The 625-nt window shown below is 53.9% G+C and carries 1 protein-coding gene; it reads right to left on the reverse strand.

What is annotated here, in order from left to right:
* The coding region (gene argG / locus ACTHUR_RS15515) for an argininosuccinate synthase (RefSeq protein ID WP_440399529.1) at positions 1 to 625 on the reverse strand (625 nt) is incomplete at both ends.

Genomic DNA, 625 nt, shown 5'->3' on the forward strand with positions numbered 1-625 from the left:
CTCGTAGGCGATGTGGAACAATGCCATGCCCGGGGCTTCGTAGATGCCGCGCGATTTGGCTTCGATGATGCGGTTTTCGATTTGGTCGCTCATGCCCAAGCCGTGGCGGCCGCCGATGCGGTTGGCCTCGAGGAAGAGTTCGACAGGATCGGCGTATTCTTTGCCGTTTAGTGCAACCGGCACGCCTTCTTCAAAGCGTACGCTAACTTCTTCGGGTTTGACTTCGACGCTTTCGTCCCAGAAGGCAACGCCCATGATGGGCTTAACGATTTTGATGCCGCTGTTGAGGAATTCCAAGTCTTTGGCTTCGTGGGTGGCACCCAGCATGTTGGAGTCGGTAGAGTAGGCTTTTTCAACCGACATTTTGTAGTTGAAGCCGTTGGCAATCAAAAATTCGCTCATTTCGTGACGGCCGCCGAGTTCGTCGATAAATTGTTGGTCGAGCCAAGGTTTGTAGATTTTCAACGCCGGATTGGTCAATAGGCCGTAGCGGTAGAAACGCTCGATGTCGTTGCCTTTGTAGGTGCTGCCGTCGCCCCAGATATTCACATCGTCTTCTTTCATGGCGGAAACGAGCATGGTGCCGGTAACGGCGCGGCCCAAAGGCGTGGTGTTGAAATAGGCT

The sequence above is a fragment of the Neisseria sp. P0021.S007 genome, from assembly GCF_051956855.1.